Annotated in this window: 15 protein-coding genes and 1 pseudogene; 7 read left to right on the top strand and 9 right to left on the bottom strand. The window is 64.6% G+C overall.

All coding sequences use genetic code 11. The annotated features are described in order from the left end of the window. Positions 1-401: 401 nt before the first annotated feature. From moaB to ACOJSJ_RS15790, 3 genes are read right to left on the bottom strand one after another with little or no spacing between them, the layout of a single operon-like run. A complete protein-coding gene (moaB, locus tag ACOJSJ_RS15800; protein ID WP_420145926.1) occupies positions 402-929 on the bottom strand; it encodes a molybdenum cofactor biosynthesis protein B in 528 nt (175 codons plus the stop codon). Next, positions 929-2,707 carry a lytic transglycosylase domain-containing protein gene (locus tag ACOJSJ_RS15795; RefSeq protein WP_420145925.1) on the bottom strand — a complete coding sequence of 593 codons (1,779 nt, stop codon included), beginning with the start codon at positions 2,705-2,707 and terminating at the stop codon, positions 929-931. Before ACOJSJ_RS15795 ends, moaB begins: the two co-directional genes overlap by 1 nt. Continuing rightward, positions 2,704-3,264 carry a uracil-DNA glycosylase family protein gene (locus tag ACOJSJ_RS15790; RefSeq protein ID WP_420145924.1) on the bottom strand — a complete coding sequence of 187 codons (561 nt, stop codon included), beginning with the start codon at positions 3,262-3,264 and terminating at the stop codon, positions 2,704-2,706. Before ACOJSJ_RS15790 ends, ACOJSJ_RS15795 begins: the two co-directional genes overlap by 4 nt. 297 nt (positions 3,265-3,561) lie before the next feature. Between ACOJSJ_RS15790 and ACOJSJ_RS15785 the strand changes: the two genes are divergently transcribed. The 7 genes from ACOJSJ_RS15785 to ACOJSJ_RS15755 are packed head-to-tail and all read left to right on the top strand — an operon-like array spanning position 3,562 to position 11,455. Then, positions 3,562-5,214, top strand: a complete 1,653-nt coding sequence (locus ACOJSJ_RS15785) for a 4Fe-4S dicluster domain-containing protein (protein WP_420145923.1) — start codon at positions 3,562-3,564, stop codon at positions 5,212-5,214. Between the two features lie 19 nt (positions 5,215-5,233). Then, positions 5,234-6,868 carry a tetratricopeptide repeat protein gene (locus ACOJSJ_RS15780; protein WP_420145922.1) on the top strand — a complete coding sequence of 545 codons (1,635 nt, stop codon included), beginning with the start codon at positions 5,234-5,236 and terminating at the stop codon, positions 6,866-6,868. A gap of 37 nt (positions 6,869-6,905) precedes the next feature. Continuing rightward, a complete protein-coding gene (locus ACOJSJ_RS15775) occupies positions 6,906-7,784 on the top strand; it encodes a 4-(cytidine 5'-diphospho)-2-C-methyl-D-erythritol kinase (protein WP_420145950.1) in 879 nt (292 codons plus the stop codon). Beyond that, positions 7,781-8,497 (top strand): N-formylglutamate amidohydrolase, encoded by a 717-nt coding sequence (locus ACOJSJ_RS15770; RefSeq protein WP_420145921.1) that lies wholly within the window; start codon positions 7,781-7,783, stop codon positions 8,495-8,497. Before ACOJSJ_RS15775 ends, ACOJSJ_RS15770 begins: the two co-directional genes overlap by 4 nt. Next, positions 8,494-8,877: a hypothetical protein gene (locus ACOJSJ_RS15765; protein ID WP_420145920.1), complete on the top strand. Its 384-nt coding sequence runs from the start codon at positions 8,494-8,496 to the stop codon at positions 8,875-8,877. Before ACOJSJ_RS15770 ends, ACOJSJ_RS15765 begins: the two co-directional genes overlap by 4 nt. Next, a complete protein-coding gene (locus ACOJSJ_RS15760) occupies positions 8,874-10,250 on the top strand; it encodes an NAD(P)H-hydrate dehydratase (RefSeq protein ID WP_420145919.1) in 1,377 nt (458 codons plus the stop codon). The genes ACOJSJ_RS15765 and ACOJSJ_RS15760 overlap by 4 nt, the downstream gene beginning before the upstream one ends. After that, a complete protein-coding gene (locus ACOJSJ_RS15755) occupies positions 10,247-11,455 on the top strand; it encodes a class I SAM-dependent RNA methyltransferase (protein ID WP_420145918.1) in 1,209 nt (402 codons plus the stop codon). The genes ACOJSJ_RS15760 and ACOJSJ_RS15755 overlap by 4 nt, the downstream gene beginning before the upstream one ends. 164 nt (positions 11,456-11,619) lie before the next feature. Here the strand turns inward: ACOJSJ_RS15755 and ACOJSJ_RS15750 are convergent, their stop codons facing one another. From ACOJSJ_RS15750 to ACOJSJ_RS15725, 6 genes and pseudogenes are all read right to left on the bottom strand, one after another. Next, positions 11,620-12,819 carry a type III PLP-dependent enzyme gene (locus ACOJSJ_RS15750; RefSeq protein ID WP_420145917.1) on the bottom strand — a complete coding sequence of 400 codons (1,200 nt, stop codon included), beginning with the start codon at positions 12,817-12,819 and terminating at the stop codon, positions 11,620-11,622. A 248-nt stretch (positions 12,820-13,067) separates the two neighbouring features. Next, positions 13,068-14,240 carry a carboxynorspermidine decarboxylase gene (locus tag ACOJSJ_RS15745; RefSeq protein WP_420145916.1) on the bottom strand — a complete coding sequence of 391 codons (1,173 nt, stop codon included), beginning with the start codon at positions 14,238-14,240 and terminating at the stop codon, positions 13,068-13,070. 104 nt (positions 14,241-14,344) lie between these two features. After that, positions 14,345-15,550 carry a saccharopine dehydrogenase family protein gene (locus ACOJSJ_RS15740; protein WP_420145915.1) on the bottom strand — a complete coding sequence of 402 codons (1,206 nt, stop codon included), beginning with the start codon at positions 15,548-15,550 and terminating at the stop codon, positions 14,345-14,347. A gap of 112 nt (positions 15,551-15,662) precedes the next feature. Then, a complete protein-coding gene (locus ACOJSJ_RS15735; RefSeq protein ID WP_420145914.1) occupies positions 15,663-16,010 on the bottom strand; it encodes a GFA family protein in 348 nt (115 codons plus the stop codon). Between the two features lie 29 nt (positions 16,011-16,039). After that, entirely contained in the window at positions 16,040-17,623 is a 1,584-nt protein-coding gene (locus ACOJSJ_RS15730) for a cisplatin damage response ATP-dependent DNA ligase (protein ID WP_420145913.1), read from the bottom strand. Between the two features lie 101 nt (positions 17,624-17,724). Continuing rightward, positions 17,725-18,338, bottom strand: a pseudogene (locus tag ACOJSJ_RS15725) (DNA ligase-associated DEXH box helicase); the annotation flags it as partial.

Here is an 18,338-nt window from a genome sequence, read left to right as displayed (position 1 = left end):
AGGTGTATGTTTTGTCGGATTCTGGCGGTTTATATGTGAGAGATCATGCGTTGGATGGGGACCATTTCCGATCCGTTCGCTCCACGTTTCCCTAAGCCTGTTCTGGCATGCCGTCGGAGCGGTGCGGCGGTTTTGAGCCTGTCCTTTCAGAGCAAGGGAAGGGCTTCGACAGGCTCAGCCCGAACGGATTTTATCCGTCGCTCGATGCCCTCGTGATCCATGGCTTGATGCCACCACGATCCGTGGCTCGATGCCATCATGATGCGTGGCCCGATGGACTCACGATCCGTGGCTCCATGCCGTCATATCTTTGGATGTGCTTCTGTGAGCAGTCGGCTGCATCATGTTCGAAATCCGCATTGTGCGGGCCGTCATCCGTTTCCAGACGACAGCAAAATACCCTATCGTTCCGTGAGACGGGGCATGAGTTCGACGAAGTTGCAGGGGCGGAAGCGGCTGTCGAGCTGGGTGGCGAGGATGCCGTCCCATGCGTCCTTCACCGCGCCGGTCGAGCCGGGCAGCGCGAAGATATAGGTGCCGCGCGCGACGCAGGCGGTGGCGCGGGACTGGATGGTCGATGTGCCGATGCTCTGGTAACTGAGCCAGCGGAACAGTTCGCCAAAGCCCGGTATTTCCTTGTCCTGCACCTGCGCCACGGCTTCCGGTGTTACGTCGCGGCCGGTGACGCCGGTGCCGCCGGTCGTCAGGATGACGTCGATCTGCGGATCGTCGATCCATGCGTGCAGGCGCGCGACGATGGCGGATTTGTCGTCCCGTTCGATATGGCGGGCGGCCAGAATATGGCCCGCGCGTTCCAGCCGTTCGACCAGCGCGTCGCCGGAGCGATCATCCGCAAGGCCGCGCGTGTCGGACACGGTGAGGACCGCGATGCGAACCGGAATGAAGGCCCGGCCCTCGTCAATCGGCATCAGTCCGAACCGCCGCCCATCGATCCGCGACCGTCCGCCTTGCTGAGGCGCACCAGCTTCACGCCATTGGCGTTGGGGAAGGTCGGCCACATGCCCTGCGCCATGCCGGTCAGGCAATCTGCGCTGCCCTTTGCCTGGATCTGATACATCCAGTAATTGCGCATGACGATGTTCACATAGGCGCGGGTTTCATAATAAGGCAGCGATTCCATGAAGAGAAGCGGATCGCCCTTGTCATGGACCTGCGTGTTCCAGCGATCGACCGGCAGAGGCCCGGCATTATAGGCGGCCATCACCTTTGGCAGGAGGCCGCCGGTCGCGCTCATGTCGCGCAGCGATTCCAGATAGCGCTGGCCATATTCCATGTTGGTGGACGGCACGAAGAGTTGCGACGCGTTGGTGAGGCCGACGTCGCCCGCCGTGCCGGGGCGCACCTGCATCAGGCCGCGTGCGCCCGCGCTGCTGACGACATCGCTGCGGAAGCCGGATTCCTGAAGCGTGTGGGCGTAGATGAGCGAGGGATCGACGCGCCAGCCGCCATCGGGACGCCAGTTGGGCGCGGGGAAGCGGGCGAAGCTGTCGGGCTGTTTGCCCGCGGGACCGTTATGGGCGAGCCAGAGCTGGGTCGCAGGCAGGTTGAGCGCGCCGGCGAGGCGGAGCAGCGCGTCATATTGATCGCTGCCGCCGATCTTCGCCTGATAGCGGATGAGTTCGTCCGCCCTGCCATTTTCACCGATGGCGGACAGGGCGATGGCGGCGCGGGCGTTGGGGCTGCCCTTGAGCGCCTGCCACTCCAGCGCGCCGAAGCGGCTGCCGACCGGTGCTGCGCCAAGGGGCATGCCGAGGGATTCGCGGGCCAGCAGGCCATAGAAGGTTTCGTCCGAACGGGCGGCCTGCTTCAGGTAATTGGCGACCTTTTCCGCTTCGCCGCACACCATGTAAGCGCGCGATGCCCAATAGGCTCCGGCCGATCGCATGTCGGCGTCGGCCGCCAGCGCGGCGACATTGGCGAAGGCGGGCGCGGCGGCGCGGCAGTCATTCTGACGCCATGCCGCCAGACCGGTCGTCCAGTTGGCCTGCACGCTCCAGTCGCCGCCGGTGCGCGTTTCCAGCGCGCGCGCGGCCATGCGGCGGGCGTTGGTGTCGTCATTTTCGATATAATAGGCCCATGCGACCCGTTGCCGCACTTCGGTCAACCCTTCGGGGGTCAGGCCGATTTCGCCGGTGCCGAGCAGTCCTTCGGCGCCGATGGGATCGTCATTCTTGATATAATTCTGGATCTGGCCGGACAGGGCCTGCGCCGCGACATCGGTTTTGGTGGCGGCGACATATTGGCGACGGGGGGCGGACCCCAGCCACACCATTTTCTGGATCTGCGGCAGGTCGGGCAGGATGGTGGCGCCGCGCCGCTGGGCAAGGCGGGACAGCTGATCGGCCTTTGGCAGCCACGCCGCCTTGTTGATGAGGTCGAGCAGGTCGAACAGTTCGACGCGGGGCGAACCCTTGGCCAGATAAAGTTCGGACAGGGCGAGTGGGCGCACCGCGTCCTGGCTGTCCAGCGCCATGATCATCGCCTTTGCATCATTCCATTGCTGGGCGGAGATGGCGGTGAAGATGGCGCGGTAGCGCGCCTTGTCGCCGTCGCCCAATTGCAGCGGGGATGTTTCCGCGGACAGCGTCGGCACGACGGGCGTGGTTTCGGCCTGCGCGGCCAGGGAAGCGGCCAGCCCCGTCATCATCAGGGCAAGGCTGGAAATTTTGGTCGCGGCGCGAATCACGGACGGGCTTCCTCGATCAGGCTTTGAAGATTGCGCCAGCATTCCGCCTTGGCCGCTGGTTGATTGAGCAGCAACCGGGGATGAAATGTGGCGACGGCGGGCACATTGCCGCCATCATGGTTAAAGTCGCGTAAACCGCCGTCGGTCGTGGCGCCGTCGGTCGGAAGCAGGGCACGGATCGTCCGGTCGCCCAGCACCAGCAGCCGGCGGGGCTGCGCCAGCGCGACATGGATACGCATGCGGGTGGCAGCGGTGGCGAGGTCGGCCGCCTCCACCATGCCGCCGGGCGGCCGGGTGGTGAAGAGCGACGTCAGGTAAATAGCGCCGCGATCAAGACCGATGGCGCGGAGCATCGCGTCGAACAACAGGCCCGCGCGGTCGGCCAGCAGGCGGCCGTCGTTCAGATCGGCGGGATCGGGCATGTCGGTGACGACCATCAGGGACGCCTGCGCCACGCCCACCGGTGCGATCGACGTGCCGCTCCACCGCCGTTCGGGTTGCGAGGGATCATTGGCCAGCCATGCGAGGAACGATTCGAGCGTCCGGGGCTTATCCATGACAGGCGTCGTCGCCGAAGCCATATTTGTTGCGGAAGGGCGCGCGGAAACCGGACGGAGCCAGTCGACCGGCGTTTCCGCTACGGCGCAATCCACGCCCGCAAGTTGCCACCACGCCAGATAGGCGTCGGCAGCCGCCGCATCATTCTGCAATAAACCCCGCATCGTGGACAGTGTAGGGCCAGAGGTTGACGATCGGGTCAAGGTGCTTCATCGCTTTGGCTGGTAAACGGTTGGAGTTATGCGGCGATTGGATGAACGGAGTGCAGTCCGCCAGTCGCGCACATGGAGGGATGAATGAGCGAACGGGATTCGATGCCCTATGACATCGTGATCGTCGGCGGCGGCCCGGCTGGCCTGTCGGCGGCGATCCGGCTGAAGCAGCTGGCCAATGATGCGGGGACCGAACTGGCGGTATGCGTGCTGGAAAAGGGGTCGGAAATCGGCGCCCATATCCTGTCGGGCGCGGTGATCGATCCCAGGGCGCTGGACGAACTGCTGCCGGACTGGCGCGACATGGGCTGTTCGCTGGCCGAAATCCCGGTGACCGACAACCAGCACTGGTTCCTGACGAAAACCGGCAAGATCGCCATGCCGCACATCATGACGCCGGGATGGATGCACAATAAGGGCACCTATACCGGGTCGCTGGGGAACCTCTGCCGTTGGCTGGCGGAGCAGGCCGAAGCGCTGGGCGTGGAAATCTTCCCCGGATTTGCGGCGGCGGAAATCCTCTATCATGAAGATGGCAGCGTGAAGGGCGTGGCCACCGGCGACATGGGCATCGCCCGCGACGGCGAGCATAAGGGCGATTATCAGCCCGGCCTTGAGCTGCACGCCAAATATACCTTCTTTGCCGAAGGCGCACGCGGCCACCTGACCAAGATATTGAAGCGCCAGTTCGCGCTGGACGCGGACAGCGAGCCGCAGGTCTATGGTCTGGGCATGAAGGAATTGTGGGACATCGACCCCGCAAAGCATCAGCCCGGACTTGTCATCCATTCGCAGGGATGGCCGCTAACCGACGCTTATGGCGGTGGTTTCCTTTACCATCAGGCCAATGGGCAGGTGGCTTTGGGATTTGTGGTGGGGCTGGGTTACCGCAACCCGCACCTCTTCCCGTTCGAAGAGTTCCAGCGCTGGAAACAGCATCCGGAGATCCGCAAGTTTCTGGAGGGCGGTCGCCGCGTATCCTATGGCGCGCGGGCGATCAACGAGGGGGGATGGCAGTCCGTCCCGACGCTGGCCTTCCCCGGCGGCGCTCTGATCGGATGTTCGGCGGGCTTCGTGAACGTGCCGCGCATCAAGGGCACGCATACGGCGATGAAGTCGGGCATGCTGGCGGCCGAAGCGGCTTTCGCGGCGGTGCAGGCGGACCGCGCGGGCGACACGCTGGACAGCTATGAAACGACGCTGCGGTCGAGCTGGATCGCGAGCGAATTGCAGCTGGTGAAAAATGCCGAGCCTTTGTTGAGCAAGTTCGGCGGCACGATCGGCACGTTGCTGGCGGGCATCGACATGTGGATGCGCACGCTGAAGATCGGCCTGCCCTTCACGATGAAGCACAAGCCTGACAATGAGAAGATCTGGCCCAAGGAAGCCTGCGCGAAGATCGATTATCCCAAGCCCGACGGGGTGATCAGTTTCGACCGGCTGTCGTCGGTGTTCCTGTCGAACACCAATCATGAGGAAGACCAGCCGGTCCACCTGCAGCTGAAAGATCCGTCGATCCCGATCAGCTATAATCTGCCCCTTTATGACGAACCGGCGCAGCGTTATTGTCCCGCAGGCGTCTATGAAGTGGTCGGTCAGGATGAGGGGCTTCCCAAATTTCAGATCAACGCGCAGAATTGCGTCCATTGCAAGACGTGCGACATCAAAGACCCGACTCAGAATATCAACTGGGTCGTCCCCGAAGGTGGTGGAGGGCCGAATTATCCCAATATGTAAGCGCCTGACCCTGTCCGCCATGCTGACGACGCTTGCGGCCGTTCCCGTGGGTGCGATGGCATCGGTACAACCCGACGGCGCGCTGCATGCCTATGCGCGGGCGCGGCTGGCGGATGGCGATGGGGCGCTGACCATGGCGGTGGCCAATTATCGCGAGGCGTTGCGGCGTGATCCGGCCCGGCTGGAAATCGCGCGGCGATCCTATGTCCAGGCGCTGGAAAGCGGGGACCGCGTGCTGGCGCGGCAATCGGCGATGCTGCTGGACGCGGCGGGCATGTTGCCGCGCGACGGCACGCTGCTGCTGATCGGCGAGGCGCTGAGCGCGAAGGATTGGACCGGTGCGCGGACATTGACAGACCGGATGGCGGAGGAACTGAACTTCGCCTTTCTGGCGCCTATCCTGCGCAGCTGGATCGCGATCGGCGAAGGGCAATATACGCCGCCGGTGATCGACGCGAAAGATCGGTTCGCGGCGCTGGGCCAGCGTTATGTCGACGAACATATCGCCTTTCAGGCGCTGGCGCAGCGCGATCTGACGACGGCGATGCCCGCGATGCGGCGGGCACTGGCGATCCGCAGCGGCGATGGAGCCGCGTTGCGGCTGGCATTTGCCGGGCCGCTGGCGAAGCAGGGCGCGAAGGCAGAGGCGCTGACGCTGCTGCCCATGGGCAATGCGAGTTTCGCGCGGGCGCGGGCCGATATAGAGAAGGGCAAATTGCCCAAGGCCATCGTCGCGCCGATGACCCCGGCGCAGGGCTTTGCACGATTATTGTCGCGGCTGGCCATCGATATATCGTCGGATTCCGGGGCGGCGACGCTGGGCCTGCGATTGTCGCGCATGGCGAGTTTTGCCGATCCCGATAGCGGGGAAGTGCATATCGTCGCGGCGCGCCTGTTGACCGGGCAGGGATTGCCGGCCGGTGGCGCGGCGGAAGCGGCGAAGGTTCCGCTGAACGGCTGGTTCGGGCCGATCGCGCAGGCGGAGATGATCGACGCGTTGGCGGCATCGGGGGAACTGGACACGGCGCTGACCCTGGCGCAGGCGCAGGTCGCGGTGCCAGATGCGGAGCCGGAGCGACATGTTCGGCTGGGCCGCCTGCTGGCGCAAAAGCGCGAATTTGACGGCGCGGCGGCTGCGTTCCGCACGGCGCAGGCCAGCTATGCCCCCGACCAGATGCCATGGACGCTGCTGCTGTTCGAAGGCAGCGCGCTGGAGCAGGGGAAAAGATGGGACGAAGCGCGCACGGTATTGGAGCGCGCGGCGAAGATGGCGCCCAACGAGCCGATGATCCTCAATTATCTTGGCTATGCGCAGATCGAGCGGCGGCAGAATGTAGACGCGGCGCTGGCATTGTTGAAGAAGGCGAGCGCGCTGAAACCGCAGGACGCATCGATCACGGATTCGCTGGGCTGGGCGCAGTTCGTGACCGGCAACGTCGGCGAAGCCGTGCCCGTGCTGGAGCGCGCGGCCGCCGCCGCCCCGGCGGACAGCACGATCAACGAACATCTGGGCGATGCCTTGTGGATGGCGGGCCGCCGATATGAGGCGCGCTATGCCTGGGCCGCCGCGTCGGTCTATGCCGAAGGCGATGTCGCCGCGCGTCTGGAAGCCAAGCGCAAGGAAGGAATGAAGCCTGAATATGCCGCCCCATGACGCGGTGACGGATGCCGCCATCCCGATGATTGCCCAAATGGAAACAGCCCCGGAACCAGCGACGGACACGGCAGCAGAGACAGGCTATGCCAAGATCAACGTCGCCCTGCATGTGCGCGCGCGGCGGGACGATGGGTATCATGCGCTGGAAAGTCTGTTCGTTTTTGCCGAGCATGGTGACGGGGTTCAGGGCGTCGCCACCGACGATGGCGCCATCGACCTGACCATCGACGGGCCGTTCGCGGCGGGACTGGACGCGGGCGCCGACAATCTGGTGATGCGGGCGGCCCGGCGGTTGCAGGGCTGGATCGGGGAACAGCGTGGCGCGGCGATCCGCCTGACCAAATGCCTGCCGGTGGCGTCGGGGATCGGTGGCGGATCGGCGGATGCCGCCGCGACGCTGCGGCTGCTGGTGCGGCTGTGGGATGTGCGGATCGCGCCGGAAGAACTGGCGGCTCTGGCGCTCGACATCGGGTCCGACGTGCCCGCCTGTATCGCCAGCGTGACGCAGATGGTGGCGGGCCGGGGCGAGACGCTGGCGCGCCATGCGGTGGAAGGGCTGGAAGGCATGCCGATACTGCTGGTCAATCCGGGCGTCGCGGTTTCGACCGCGCGGATATTCGCCGGATGGGACCGGGTGGATCGCGGGCCGCTGAATGCCGGGAGCATCGCCGCCCTGCGCGATGAAGGGCGCAACGACCTGCAACCGGCGGCTCTGGCAGCGGCGCCGGTCATTGGCGATGTCCTGTCGATGTTGCGGGAACAGCCCGGCGCGTCGATAGTCCGCATGTCGGGATCGGGCGCGACCTGCTTTGCGCTGTTCGACGATCCGGCGATGCTGGGCGCGGCGGCGCGCGCGCTTGCGACGGAACGCCCCGACTGGTGGATCATGGAAACACGGATCAGAAGCGCATGAACGAAGCCTATCACCAGATTGACGGCGGCGACCTGAACCTGCTGATCGTTGCGGATCACGCGTCGGCGCATGTCCCGGCGGACATCGACCTGATGATCGATCCGGCGTTGCTGAACGAACATATTGCGGTGGACATCGGCGTGGCGGATGTCAGCCGGGCATTGGCGGCGCAGCTGGGCTGCACGGCCATATTGGGCGGCGTGTCGCGGCTGGTGATCGACCTCAACCGCGAAGAGGATGCGCCGGGGCTGTTGCCGGTGATGAGCGACGGCCATCCCATCCCCGGCAACCGCACCGCCGACCTGACCGATCGGATGGCGCGGTTTCACCATCCCTATCATCACAGGCTGTCGCAGTTGCTTGACGGCATGACGTCACCCTTCATCCTGTCGGTGCACAGTTTTACGCCAAAGCTGGCGAGCGATCCGGACCAGCAGCGGCCATGGGACATCGGCGTGCTGTACAACCGGGACGATCGCGCCGCGCGCATCGCCATTCCCATGCTGGAGGCGGCGGGGCTGAAAGTCGGCGACCAGCTGCCCTATGCGGGCACATTGCTGAACGCGACGATGAACCGCCATGCCGAAGCGAACGGTATCCCCTATCTGGGCGTGGAGATGCGGCAGGATCTGGTCGGTGATGCGGCCGGGCAGGCGCGCTTCGCATCGATATTGGGACCGGTTGCGCTGGAATGCAGGAGCAGATTGGCATGATGCGTGTGGCAGCAGGGATAGGGGTGCTGGCCATGCTGGCGGGCTGTGGCGAGCAGGCGCCTTCGGCAAAGCGGCAGGATGGTAAGGCTGTGGCGGCGAATGGAGCGCCGGTCGATGATGGCATGGCGGATTGCGCGCTGGCAGGATCGCGGGAATGGGCGCGGACCTGTTCGGTCGAGCGCGCGGGCAAGCTGTTGACGCTGCGCCATCCCGACGGAGGTTTTCGCCGGTTCCGCATGCTGGACGACGGACGCGGGCTGGAGGCCGCCGATGGAGCGGAGGCGGCCAGACTGACGATATTGGACGACAGGCGGATCGAAATCGTCACCGGCGACGACCGCTATCGCCTGCCAGCACAGATTGACGCGGTCGCGCGGTGACCGGCGGGCCAATCCTGACCGCGGCGCAGATGCGCGCGGCGGAACAGGCGGCCTTCGACGCGGGCGTCGATCCCTATGCATTGATGGAGCGGGCCGGTGCGCTGGCCGCGGACATCATCTGGCGCGCGGGGCACAGGCGCGATGCGCTGATATTATGCGGGCCGGGGAATAATGGCGGCGATGGCTATGTGATCGCACGGCTGTTGCGGGAGCGAGGCGTAGTGGTGCGCGTTGCGGCGCTGGGGGATAGTCGCACGGCTTCGGCGCAACGCGCGCGGGCGGCATGGGGTGGCCCGGTCGAGGATATGATGACCGCGCCACCGGCCAGCCAGATGGTGGATGCACTGTTCGGCACGGGGCAGACGCGGGGGCTGGGTCAGGCGGTCGCCGCGCGGCTGTGCGCACTGGCCGATGCCGCGACGATCACCCATGCCATCGATCTGCCGAGTGGGATCGATGCGGATGACGGGCGGATGCTGTCGCCGATGCCGCATTATGGCACCTGCATCGCGCTGGGCGCGTATAAGCCAGCGCATCTGCTCTATCCGGCGGCGGGACATATGGGGCGGCTGGCGCGGGTCGATCTGGGCATTGCGTTGCCCGGTGCCATGCATCGCATCGCCGCGCCCCGACTGAGCGCGCCGGGGGCGGATGCGCATAAATATACGCGCGGGCTGGTGACGATTATCAGCGGGGCGATGCCGGGGGCGGCGATGCTGGCGGCGCAGGCTGCGGCCCATGGCGGGGCGGGCATGGTGCGATTGGTGAGCGACGATGCGCCGGGGAAGCTGGCCCACGCCATCGTGCGCCAGCCCCATGGCGAGGATGCGCTGAACGACGGTCGGATCGGGGCGTTGCTGATCGGGCCGGGGCTGGGGCGCGATGACGCGGCGCGGGCGCGGCTGACCAGCGCTTCGGGGACGGGGCACCCCATGGTGCTGGATGCCGACGCGCTGACCCTGCTGGCGGGGGATAGGGTGTCGGCCATTCCGCCGGGCGCGATATTGACGCCGCATGAGGGCGAGTTTGTGCGACTGTTCGGCGACCTGCCGGGCAGCAAGATCGACCGGACGCTGGCCGCCGCGCGCCTGTGTGGCGCGATCGTGATTTATAAGGGCGCCGATAGCGTGGTTGCGACGCCCGACGGCCGGGTGGCCGTGGCGAGCGGGGCGTCGCACTGGCTGTCCACGGCGGGGACCGGCGATGTTCTGGCGGGGCTGGCGGCGGCGCGGCTGGCCGTGACGGGCGATCCGTTCCGGGCGGCGTGTGACGCGCTGTGGCTGCATGCCGATGCGGCGCGTCGGGCGGGGGCAGCTTTTGTCGCGGATGATTTGCCTGCCGCGCTGCCAGCGGCTATCGCCGCGCGATTGTGACAGATACCGATACAGACATCATCATCCGCATCGCCGCAAAGGGCGATGGCGTGACGGCGGACGGCCGCCATTTCCCCCTGACCGCGCCGGGCGACCGCGTCGCGCCCGATGGCAGCATCGTTTTTGGCGTGCATCATGTGGTGGAGCCGCCCTGTCGCCATTTCCCATCCTGCGGCGGGTGCCAGATTCAGCAGCTGGACGATGACAGCTATGCCGATTTCGTGACCGGCCGGGTGGTCGGGGCGCTGACTGGACAGGGGCTGAGCGCGGACGCCGTGCTGCCGCCCCATATCTCACCCCCCATGACGCGGCGGCGGGCTTCGTTGCGGGCGGCGCGGGCGGGCCATCGCGTGACCATCGGTTTCGCGGAGGAAGGCAGCCACAAGCTGATTGACCTCGACATGTGTTTTGTGCTGGACCCGCGCCTGTTCGGCCTGATCGCGCCGTTGCGCGGGCTGCTGGGCACGATCCTGCCGGACAAGCGGGCGGCGCATGTCCGCATGTCGATGACCGATCAGGGCGTCGATCTGTTGCTGGAGGGCGTGAATGTCGAGGGGCTGGCCGCCGACGAGGCGCTGGGTGATTTTGCGCGAGGGCATGGGCTGGCCCGGCTAACCATCGATGAAGGCGACGGGCCGCAGACGCGGTGGGAGCCGGAAGCGGTGACGGTCAGCTTTGGCGGCGTGCCGGTGGGATTTCCGCCCTTCGCCTTTTTACAGGCAACCCCCGATGGCGAGGCGGCGCTGGTCGGCGCCGTGCGCGATGCCCTACCCGAAAAGGGCGCGATCGCCGATCTGTTTGCCGGGCTCGGCACTTTTGCCCTGGCGCTGGGCGAGGGGCGACCGGTCTATGCCGGGGAAGGCGCGCGCGACGCGATCATGGCGCTGAAGCTGGCGGGTGCGCGGGCGCAAAGGCGCATGGTGGCGGACCATCGCGACCTGTTCCGCCGTCCGCTGACGCCCGAAGAGCTGAACCGGTTTGCCGCCGTCGTGCTGGACCCGCCACGCGCGGGCGCGAAGGAACAGGTGCTGCAACTGGCGGCGTCGAACGTGCCGGTGATTGCCTATGTGTCCTGCAATCCGGCCAGTTTCGCGCGCGATGCCGTGCATCTGACCGCGGCGGGCTATCGCATCGACAGCGTGAAGCCGGTGGGCCAGTTCCGATGGACGACCCATGTCGAACTGGTGGGCATATTCAGGAGATAAGACGGGCGCCACGTGGTGCCAGCCGCTTCTCGCCCCTTCGACAGGCTCAGGACAGGCTTTGCTCGAAGCGAACGGGCCAGGGGCCGTAATAAAAATCCCCCGCCGCCAGGGGGGAAGGCGGCGGGGGACTGCAATCCTCTCCTACAGGGAAAGCGGTAGGATGATTAGCCGAGTTTGATGACGTTTGCGCGACGACGCGCGGGCTGCACTTCGGTGTAGAGGCTGGCCATAGGCTCATCCTCCACCTCAATCGTCGCTTCCGACGTGAAGCCGTTGAAACCGGTGCGCATCGCCGCGCCATAAGCGCCGAGCATGCCGATTTCGATATAGTCGCCAACCTTCACATCCGCAGGGAGCATGAAGGGACCGACCATATGATCCATGTCGTCGCAGGTCGGGCCATAGAAGGAGAAGCCGACAAGGTCCGCTTCGCTTTCTTCTTCCCGCAGCAGGGCGACGGGGAAGCGCCAGCCAATATGCGCCGCATCGAACAGCGCGCCATAGGCGCCGTCGGTGATGTAGAGTTCATCGCCACGGCGGCGTTCGACGCGCACCACGATCGAGCTATATTCCGCCGAAAGCGCGCGGCCGGGTTCGCACCACAGTTCCGACGAATAGCTGACCGGCAGGCTTTCGAAGCCGCGATGGATCGCTTCGAAATAATTTTCGAGCGCGACCGGCTCCATGCCCGGATAGATGGACGGGAAACCGCCGCCGACATCAATGATGTCGACCGTGACGGCCGCGTCAACGATGGCGGCGCGCACGCGTTCGATCGCATCGCTATAGGCTTGGGGCGACATCGCCTGGCTGCCGACGTGGAAGCAGATGCCCAGCGCATCGGCGGCCTGACGGGTGGCCATCAGCAATTCGCGGGTTTCGCCCAGTTCTGCGCCGAATTTCGACGCGAGGGACAGTTCCGAATGTTCGGACGAGACGCGCAGGCGAACGCACAGTTCCAGATCGGTCGCATCGCCGGTGGCGCGCATGATCTTTTCCAGCTCGTCGATGGTGTCGAGCGAGAAGGTGCGCACGCCATGAACGGTATAGGCTTCGGCAATCGCTTCCTCGGACTTGACCGGGTGCATGAAGCAGAGCTTGAAGCCTTCCTGTCCAGCCAGCGCATCCACGACCAGACGCACTTCTGCGATCGAGGCCACGTCGAAATGCGTGATCCCCGATGCGAACAGCGTGCGGATCAGATCAGGAGACGGATTGGCCTTTACCGCATAGAGCGAGCGACCCGGAAACTTCTCCGTAAAGAAGCGGGCAGCCCGAGCAGCAGCTTCGGGGCGAATCAGCGTTACCGGTGCTGCCGGTTTGAGGGCGGTCGCTACCCCCAGCGCGCTAGGATGCTTGTGCAATTCAAGGGACCTCCAGTGTAGTTCAGGGCGAAAAAGCTGCCTTGCGGTGGAAGTCCCATGGGGCAGCGAGCGGCCGATATATGCGTAGGGGTCCCCCCTGTAAAGCGCGTGTGAAAATTTTGTTGCGCGGGAGGCTGTGAAGCGTGTGCCTATGTAGATGAGGCGTTGAAATAGTTTGATTTTATCGTCGGGCGGACATTGGCAAATGTTGGAATAACGCTTTCAATATCACGCCCGGCGCCCCGGAATCAGGACAGGCGGGCCTTGAAATCCTGATAGGAGAAGGACCGGATTTCGCGCAGATCGTCGGTCCGCGAATCCCATAGCCAGATGGACGGCAGGGGTACGCCGTTGAAGGTGTTCGTCTTCACCATCGAATAATGGGCCTGATCGAGGAAGGCGATGCGCGCGCCCGGTTCCGCGCCGCCGGGGATGCGATAATCGCCGATGATGTCGCCCGCGAGGCAGGATGGGCCGCCGAGGCGCGTAACCGCGCCTTCGTCCGGTTCATGCAGCATGGCGGGGCGATAGGGCGCCTCTATCACGTCGGGCATGTGGCATGTGGCGCTGATGTCGGTGATGGCGACGGGCATGCCGTTGTCGATGACGTCGAGGATTTCGCCGATCAGGATGCCAGCGTCGAGCGCCATCGCCTCGCCCGGTTCGATATAAAGTTCAAGGCCGGTCTGCGCTTTAATCCGTTGCAGGAAGGCGATGAGGTCGTCGATCTGGTAATCGGCGCGGGTAACATGGTGGCCGCCCCCGAAGTTCAGCCATTTGAGGGTGCCGACATGGGGCATCACATAGGGTTCGATCGCCGCCCATGTGCGTTCGAGCGGCAGGAAATCCTGTTCGCAGAGGTTATGGACATGGAGGCCGTCGACGCCCGCCAGATGCTCTGCGCGCAGCTGGTCGATGGGGAAGCCGAGGCGGCTATGCGGTTGCGACGGGTCATATTTGGGCACTTCCCCCTCCGGATTAAGGGGGTTGAGACGCAGGCCGATGTCGAAGACACGACCATTCGCACGGGCGGCGTCGATCTGCGGCTTCATCCGGGCGATCTGGCCGGGACTGTTGAAGATCACATGGTCCGAAATCTTGAGGATTTCGACGAGGTCTTCGGGTTTGTAGGCCGCGCAGTAGGTCGCGACTTCGCCCTTATACTCCTCGCGGCCGAGGCGGGCTTCATAGATGCCCGATGCGCAGACGCCGTCGAGATATTCGCCCAGCACGGAGCCAAGCGACCACATGGAAAAGGCCTTGAGCGCGCCCAGCACCTTGATGCCCGCGCGGTCGCCGATGTCGCGCAGGACCGCAAGGTTGCGGCGCACCGTGGCCTCATCCACCACGAAGGCAGGGGAAGGGACGCGGTACAGGTCGAAATGGGCGAAAGCGGCAGGATCGCCGGCGCGGGTTTCCATGGGCAATATCTCCCGTCACCCCAGCTCAGGCTGAGGTCTCAGGCGATAGGGTACGACCCAGCCGCACGAGACCCCAGCTTTCGCCGGGGTGACGACTAAAAGGGTCAAAAGTCGAGCGGCGCGTCCAGTTCCTTCGCCTGCCAGGGCAGGCCGTGCTTGTTCAGCATGTCCATGAAGGGATCGGGATCGAACTGTTCGATGTTGAACACGCCTTCACCCTTCCACGCGCCGGTCAGCATCATGGCCGCGCCGATCATCGCGGGGACGCCGGTGGTGTAGCTGACCGCCTGATTGCCGGTTTCGGCATAGGCCTCCTCGTGATCGCAGACCTGATATATGTAGACGGTCTTTTCCTGACCATCCTTCTGACCGGTTGCGATGTCGCCGATATTGGTCTTGCCTTTGGTGGTCGAACCCAGGCTCGACGGTTCGGGCAAAACGGCCTTCAGGAACTGAAGCGGGATGATCTCCTGACCATTGTAGATGACCGGATCGATGCGGGTCATGCCCACATTCTGGAGGACTTCCAGATGCTTGAGGTATGCGTCGCCGAAGGTCATCCAGAAACGGATGCGCTGGATTTCGGGATAGTGGGTGGCGAGGCTTTCCAGTTCCTCATGATACATGAGGTACATGTTCTTCGGCCCGACCTGATCGAAATCGAACACCTGTTTGTGGCTAAGGGCCGGGCCTTCGACCCATTCGCCGTTCGCCCAGTGACGCGACGGGGCGGTCACTTCGCGAATGTTGATTTCCGGGTTGAAGTTGGTGGCGAAATGCTGGCCATGGTCGCCGCCATTGCAGTCCAGAATGTCGAGGGTGTCGATCCGGTCGAGCAGATGCTTCTTGATGTAGCTGGCGAAGACGCTGGTGACGCCGGGGTCGAAACCCGAACCCAGCAGCGCCATGATGCCCGCTTCCTTGAAGCGGTCCTGATAGGCCCACTGCCAGCTATATTCGAACTTTGCGGTGTCGCGCGGTTCGTAATTGGCGGTGTCGAGATAGTCGGTCTTCGTCGCGAGGCAGGCGTCCATGATCGCCAGATCCTGATAGGGAAGGGCGAGGTTCACGACCAGCTTGGGCTGCACCTTTTCGATGAGCGCGATGGTTTCCGCGACATTGTCGGCGTCGACCTGCGCCACGTCGATGGTCACGCCGGTGCGTGCCTTCACCGATTCGGCGACCTTTTCACAACTGATGATGCGGCGGCTGGCCAGCGTGATATGGCTGAAAATGTCGCTGTTCATCGCCATCTTGTGGACCGCGACAGACCCGACGCCGCCTGCGCCGATGACCAGAACCTTGCTCAATTGCTTCTCCATATCCGTGTCGCGCCAGATGCGCGAAAGCGCCCATATAGGGACGTCGCGTGACAGAGCAAAGTCAGAGTGTCGAATGTGGCGTCGCGCGGCGGCCAGATATTCAGAAGCTGGCGCCGTCCACCTTCTGGAGGGAGAGCGCGTCTATGTCGATCGACGGCACGCAGCGCAGGTTGATGGCGCGCATGTCGCCCTGAGGCGATTTGCCCAGCGCGAAGGGCTGCGCGCCGCAGGTGTCGCAAAATTGATGGGTGATGTTGTGTTTGTAGAAGAGATAGTCGGTCAGATGATCCGCGCCGCTGTCCAGCGTGAACTGATCCACGGGGACGAAGGTCAGCACGAAGCCCTTTCGGCTGCAATGGGAACAGTTGCAGCTCATGCCCTCCGCCGGGGCGTCTGCCGCGACGGTGAAGGTGACTGCGCCGCAATGGCAGCTTCCGGAATAAGGCATGGCATGTCCTCCCTTTGTTCAAGCCTGCTCTAACTCACCAGCTTCTTCAAGCCTTCCACCGTGTCCGCCTCTTGCGCGGGTTTGTCCTTGCGGATGCGGGCGATGCGGGGGAAGCGCATGGCGAGGCCGGATTTGTGGCGCTTGCTGTCATGGATGCTATCGAACGCGACCTCCAGCACCAGCGTCTTTTCCACTTCGCGGACCGGGCCGAAGCGGTTGACCGTATTCTGGCGCACGAAGCGGTCGAGCCATTTCAGTTCCTCGTCGGTAAAGCCGCTATAGGCCTTGCCCACAGGGAGCAGTTCGCCATCCGGGGTCCAGCAGCCGAATGTATAGTCGGAATAGAAGGACGATCTTTTGCCATGGCCGCGCTGCGCATACATCATCACGCAGTCGGCGGTCAGCGGATCGCGTTTCCATTTATACCAGAGCGCGGCCTTTCGCCCGGCGACATAGGGGCTGTTGCGGCGTTTGAGCATGACCCCTTCGATCGCGGCGTCGCGGGCGCCGGCGCGGATGTCGGCCAGAGCTTCGAAATCGGGCGCGTCGATAATCGCCGAGATGTCGAAGCGGTCTGGCGATAGCTGCGGCATATAGGCTTCGAGGCGCGCGCGGCGATCCGTCCATGGCAGGGCGCGCAGATCTTCGTCGCCCTTGATCAGCAGGTCGTAGATGCGGACGAAAGCGGGATAGTCTCCCATCATCTTCGCCGTCACAGCCTTTCGCCCCAGCCTTTGTTGCAGGGCATTGAAGCTGGCTGCCTCTCCCCCCTGTATATCGCCGCGGACCAGCAGTTCGCCGTCAAGCACGGCATGGCCGGTGAACGCCTCCGCAATTTCGGGGAAGCTGCCTGAAATATCGTCGCCTGCGCGGCTGTAGAGGCGGGTTTCGGTCCCGGTGCCGACGATCTGGATACGGATGCCGTCCCATTTCCATTCGGCGGCATAGTCGGCAAGGTCTACGCTGTCGGCCTCCAGCGGGTGGGCCAGCATGAAGGGGCGGAAATAGGGTGTACCTTCGGGATCGGGGCGCCCGCTGCGCCCCTCCGCCCAGTCGAACAGCGCGGCGTAGGGTGGGGAAAGGGCGTGCCAGACCTGTTCGACATCATCCACGTCGAGGTCGAAGGCCTGGGCAAAGCCGGTCTTGGCAAGGCGGGCGGAAATGCCGACGCGCAGGCCTCCCGTCGCCAGTTTCAGCAATGCAAAGCGGCCGGAGGAATCGAGATGATCCATCATCTGCGCCAGCGCATCGGGCGCGGCGGCGCGGCTGACATTGTGCAGGCGATCGATGACGGCGGACAGGCTGAGCGATCCGTCATCCAGTTCGGCGGGCTGGTCTTCACGCTTTGGCCAGAGGAGAGCGACGGTTTCAGCCAGATCGCCGACATAATCCCGGCTCATGTCGAACAGGACGGGATCGGTGCGGGCGCGGATCATATCGCCGATGGTGGATGCCTTCACCGCCTTGATGTCCAGATTGCCGGTAAGCGCGGCCAGCGCCCAGCCCCGGTCCGGATCGGGCGCATCGCGCATATAGGCGGCGATCAGGCCCAGCTTGCCATTGCGGGAGCGGGTGTAGACGAGGCTGTCGAGCAGCTGGGAAAAGGCGCGCATGACTTAACGCCGTTCGCTTCGAGCGAAGTCGAGAAGCAGACAGGGTGGCTTCGGCGTTTTTCGACTGCGCTCGAAACGAACGGAGGTTGCGGCTCTGTCCATCACCCTTCATCCTCATCTTCGCGGCCGACCAGCGCCAGAGCACGGGCGCGCATCTGATGGGTCATGCACCAGTGGAGCAGCGCTTCCTCCCGCCCATGGGTGATCCATGTTTCCGACGGCGCGACTTCCCGGATGGTGTCGGTCAGCTCGTCCCAGTCGGCATGGTCGGACATGATGATGGGCAGTTCGACATTCTTCTGCCGCGCGCGTTGCCGCACCCGCATCCAGCCCGATGCCATCGCGGTGATCGGATCGGGCAGGCGGCGGCTCCACCGATCGTTGAGGGCGGAGGGCGGGGACAGGACCACATGCCCGCGCATATCCTTTGCCGGGATGCCGGTGGCGGGACGCAGGTCGCCCAGCGGGACACCGAAATCCTCATACAACGCGCACATCCGTTCCAGCGCGCCGTGGATATAGATGGGATCGTGATGGCCGCGCGCGCGCAGTTCGGCGATGACCCGCTGCGCCTTGCCCAAAGCATAAGCGCCCACCAGTACGCAGCGATCCGGATTGGCGTGCAGCGCGCCGAGCAGCCGGTCCATTTCCCCGCCCGTATCGGGATGGCGAAACACCGGCAGGCCAAAGGTCGCTTCCGTCACGAAAATGTCGC

Origin of the sequence: Sphingobium sp. (assembly GCF_048594625.1) — a bacterium.
Taxonomy (GTDB): Bacteria; Pseudomonadota; Alphaproteobacteria; order Sphingomonadales; family Sphingomonadaceae; genus Sphingobium.
This window is presented reverse-complemented; position numbering and strand designations above follow the sequence as displayed.

Coding starts and splice junctions, on each gene's coding strand:
- moaB (WP_420145926.1), bottom strand. CDS start 929: ATGCCGATTGACGAGGGCCGGGCCTTCATTCCGGTTCGCATCGCGGTC.
- ACOJSJ_RS15790 (WP_420145924.1), bottom strand. CDS start 3,264: ATGGATAAGCCCCGGACGCTCGAATCGTTCCTCGCATGGCTGGCCAAT.
- ACOJSJ_RS15785 (WP_420145923.1), top strand. CDS start 3,562: ATGAGCGAACGGGATTCGATGCCCTATGACATCGTGATCGTCGGCGGC.
- ACOJSJ_RS15780 (WP_420145922.1), top strand. CDS start 5,234: ATGCTGACGACGCTTGCGGCCGTTCCCGTGGGTGCGATGGCATCGGTA.
- ACOJSJ_RS15775 (WP_420145950.1), top strand. CDS start 6,906: ATGGAAACAGCCCCGGAACCAGCGACGGACACGGCAGCAGAGACAGGC.
- ACOJSJ_RS15770 (WP_420145921.1), top strand. CDS start 7,781: ATGAACGAAGCCTATCACCAGATTGACGGCGGCGACCTGAACCTGCTG.
- ACOJSJ_RS15765 (WP_420145920.1), top strand. CDS start 8,494: ATGATGCGTGTGGCAGCAGGGATAGGGGTGCTGGCCATGCTGGCGGGC.
- ACOJSJ_RS15745 (WP_420145916.1), bottom strand. CDS start 14,240: ATGGAAACCCGCGCCGGCGATCCTGCCGCTTTCGCCCATTTCGACCTG.
- ACOJSJ_RS15735 (WP_420145914.1), bottom strand. CDS start 16,010: ATGCCTTATTCCGGAAGCTGCCATTGCGGCGCAGTCACCTTCACCGTC.
- ACOJSJ_RS15730 (WP_420145913.1), bottom strand. CDS start 17,623: ATGCGCGCCTTTTCCCAGCTGCTCGACAGCCTCGTCTACACCCGCTCC.